The following is a 3172-nucleotide window of genomic DNA, read 5'->3' on the forward strand; positions in this document are numbered from 1 at the left end:
GCCGGGGGTCCGGGCCAGTTTTGCGTACTCCTCCCGCATTCCCGTCGTCGAGAGGGTGGCGCCTGCGCCATCGTCCCAGACGATCTCCAGCGCCTCCCGCCCCTTCTGCGCCGGCCAGAAGCCGGCGGCGACCACCGCTACTCCGGAGGGCACCTGCACCACCTGCTGCACGCCGGGAACGGCTTTCGCCTTTTCGCTCTTGAAACTCACCACCTGGCCGCCGAAGACCGGCGGCCGGGCAATGACGGCGGTCAGCATCCCGGGAAGCTGCACGTCGAGCCCGAACCGCGCCGAGCCGTCGATTTTGGCCGGGCTGTCGAGCCGGAGCCGCGGCTTGCCGATGAGTCGATAGCTGGCGGGACTCTTCAGCCGGATTTCCGTGGGGACCGGCAGTTTGGCCGCAGCTTCCGCCAGTTCGCCGTAGGCCAGCGACTTGCCGCTCGCGTGAAGCACCCTGCCGTTTTCGGCGCGGCAGCTCGCCGGCTCGACCTGCCAGCGCCGGGCGGCGGCGGCGATGAGCATCTCCCGGGCGGCCGCTCCCGCCGTGGAAAGGCGCTCCCACTCGGTGCGCACGCTGGTGCTCCCCCCCGTCACCATCGACCCGAAGGTCGTATGGTTGTAGATCGCAGCCACCGGCGACGCTTCCACCACCACCTTCTGCCAGTCGCACTCGAGCTCCTCGGCGATCAGCATCGGCAGCGAGGTGTAGACCCCCTGCCCCATCTCCGATTTGTTGATGATGAGGGTGACGGTGTCGTCGGCGCCGATGCGGATGAAGGCATTGGGCTCGTAGAGGGGTGTCTCAGCCGCCGCCGCTTCGCGCAAGAGGCCTGAAACAGGAATATGACAGCCGAGAACCAGCCCTCCCCCGAGCAATGCCCCGGTCTTGACGAAGTCGCGACGGCTCATCTTCACGATCCCGCTCATTTCTTTCCCCCTTTCCCCGTCTCGTTCGCCGCCGTGTGGATGGCGCGGCGGATGCGCTGATAGGTCCCGCAACGGCAGAGATTCCCCTCCATGGCCCGATCGATCTCCGTATCGCTCGGCTTCGGCTGCTCCTTGAGCAGGGCCACGGCGGCCATGATCTGGCCTGGCTGGCACCAGCCGCACTGGGAGACCTCGTCGGCGAGCCAGGCCCTTTTGACCGGATGGCTTTCCGGAATGCCCTCGATGGTCGTAATTTTCTTCCCCTGGACGTCGCCAACCGGCATCACGCAGGAGCGCTCCGCCTTCCCGTCGATATGGACGGTGCAGGCCCCGCAGAGCGCCTCGCCGCAGCCGAACCTGGTGCCGGTGAGGCTCAACGACTCCCGGAGCACCCACAGCAGCGGCGTATCGGGCCGGACATCCACCGAATACTTCTTCCCGTTCACATCCAGAGTAATCATGGGGGCCTCCCTGTGTTTCCTGATTGTTTGTTGAGATGCCTTTTCAGAACGCGGGTCGCACCAGCAGCGATTCAAGGGCGTGGTGCGAAGCTGATCTTTTTCACTACCCGGTGCGCCAGCATCTCCGTTTTCGGTCCGGGCCACATGCTCACCCTGACCTCGATCTCGGCGCTGCCGGTCCCTTCGGGGAGTTCCTGGATGAACCTCTCCGTCAGGGTTTTGCCGGGCTGCAGGGAAAAATCGATGATCTCCTTGATCTGCCAGGCGCTCATCCGCTGGTTGCCGTCGAGGTCGAGCCCGATCTCCCGGTATTCCTTCCTCCCCAGGGGGATGATCTCCCCGGTGTCAGTCGTAGCGGTCGCTTCCAGGACCACTTTGCCCGACCACAGTCAGCCGTCGGGAACCCTGTGTCCGGCCCGGTTGCCGAGGCTGACGCTGACCACAGCGGCGGGAAGCCACCGACCCGGGTGCAGCCTGACCCCCACGGCACTCGCCTCCAGGGTGATGGCGTCCCTGACGGCGTCAAGGTCGTGCCGGCCGGGCATCCGGTGGCCGCGCCCTTTGGCCCGCATGTGGCAGTCCTGGCAGCTCTCCAGCCCCCCATTGGCCCGGTAATGATCCTGATAGCTCTCGTACAGAGAGGTGCAGAAGGCGGTCTCCCGGTCCGTCGCGGTGTAGAGGCTGTGACACTGGCCGCAGAAAGAGGAGGAGGTGAGCGCCGATGATCTGGCGGTGCCATGGGCAGGAGAAGGCGTGCCGGTCGGGCCGTAGTAGACTCCCGGCTGCGGCGCACCCTGCAGGTTCTTCTCCACGGCAGCCTTGAGATTGTGGCAGGACACGCAGTTGACGTTCAGCCGGGCCAGGCTCTTCCGGGCGGCTTCCTGGCCGGCCGCATCCTTGTCGTCGGTAGCGGCGACGACCAGCCGCGCCACTTCCCAGACCAGGGATTCGGAGGCGTCCTTCAGCTGGGGGGCGTGGCAGTCCATGCAGCGCATCAGGTCTTCCTTGCGGAATTCCCTTTGCCAGTCTCTTTCTACAGCCTCGATGAATTCCCGCAGTACGCCCAGGGAATTGACGCCGGAGCGGGCATGATACGACGACGTCCATTCTTCGTAGATAACAGGATGGCAGGCCTTGCACGCTTCAACGTCGTACGCCCGGACGAGTTCGTCGAGACACGCGATTTCTGCCCGGGCCGCGGCCGGCAGGACCAGAAGAAAAAAAAGCAGGAACCCCCGCATATCGCCTCTCCCTTCCTTGCGGAGCTTACCCGCGATTCTTGAGTGCCTCGTCAAATATACACAGCGGAGAGAAATCTGCCAGTCGGACGCCCCAAGCTTTTTTTTCGGCGCAAAATCGGCTATGGTAGCCACTCGCTTCCGAACGCCTGTCCTCCGTTCCTCAAGGATCCCGATGCCGCCTCAGGTTTCCCGCAGCGCCACCCTGTTCGTCGTCTGCACGGCCCATTTCCTCATGCCCTTCATGATGTCCGCCGTCGGTGTGGCGCTGCCCGCCATCGGCCGGGAATTTGCCGCCAGCGCCCTGCAACTGGGATTGGTGGAGACGGTCTACGTGCTGTCGGCCTCCATCTTCCTGCTTTCCATGGGGCGGTTGGGGGACATTCACGGCCGCCGGCGCATCTTCCAGTACGGCATCGTCATCTTCACCATCGGCGGCGGGGCGGTGTCGCAGGCCTGGTCGATCGAGGCGTTGATCGGCCTGCGTTTTCTGCAGGGGATGGGGGGCTCGATGGTGATGGCCACGACCCTCGCCATGGTGGTCTC

At 64.9% G+C, this 3172-nt stretch carries 5 protein-coding genes; 1 reads left to right on the top strand and 4 read right to left on the bottom strand.

From position 1 onward, the window contains the following. The 4 genes from VD811_07730 to extKL form a co-directional block, all read right to left on the bottom strand. On the bottom strand, positions 1 to 927 hold a 927-nt coding region (locus VD811_07730; GenBank protein ID HXV20859.1), incomplete at its 3' end, for a molybdopterin cofactor-binding domain-containing protein. Continuing rightward, entirely contained in the window at positions 924 to 1388 is a 465-nt protein-coding gene (locus VD811_07735; GenBank protein HXV20860.1) for a (2Fe-2S)-binding protein, read from the bottom strand. The genes VD811_07735 and VD811_07730, both read right to left, overlap by 4 nt. 71 nt (positions 1389 to 1459) lie before the next feature. Continuing rightward, positions 1460 to 1762, bottom strand: coding sequence for a hypothetical protein (locus VD811_07740; GenBank protein ID HXV20861.1), 303 nt, complete (start codon positions 1760 to 1762; stop codon positions 1460 to 1462). Positions 1763 to 1777: 15 nt separating this feature from the next. Beyond that, positions 1778 to 2629 (bottom strand): multiheme c-type cytochrome ExtKL, encoded by an 852-nt coding sequence (extKL, locus tag VD811_07745; protein ID HXV20862.1) that lies wholly within the window; start codon positions 2627 to 2629, stop codon positions 1778 to 1780. 172 nt (positions 2630 to 2801) lie between these two features. On the opposite strand from extKL, the gene VD811_07750 reads away from it, so the two are divergent. Further along, on the top strand, positions 2802 to 3172 hold a 371-nt coding region (locus VD811_07750), incomplete at its 3' end, for an MFS transporter (protein HXV20863.1).

The organism is Desulfuromonadales bacterium (assembly GCA_035620395.1).
Lineage (GTDB): Bacteria > Desulfobacterota > Desulfuromonadia > Desulfuromonadales > DASPGW01 > DASPGW01.

Bases quoted from the DNA above. Each gene is read 5' to 3' on its own strand.
- extKL (HXV20862.1), bottom strand. From the start codon at position 2,629: ATGCGGGGGTTCCTGCTTTTTTTTCTTCTGGTCCTGCCGGCCGCGGCC.
- VD811_07735 (HXV20860.1), bottom strand. From the start codon at position 1,388: ATGATTACTCTGGATGTGAACGGGAAGAAGTATTCGGTGGATGTCCGG.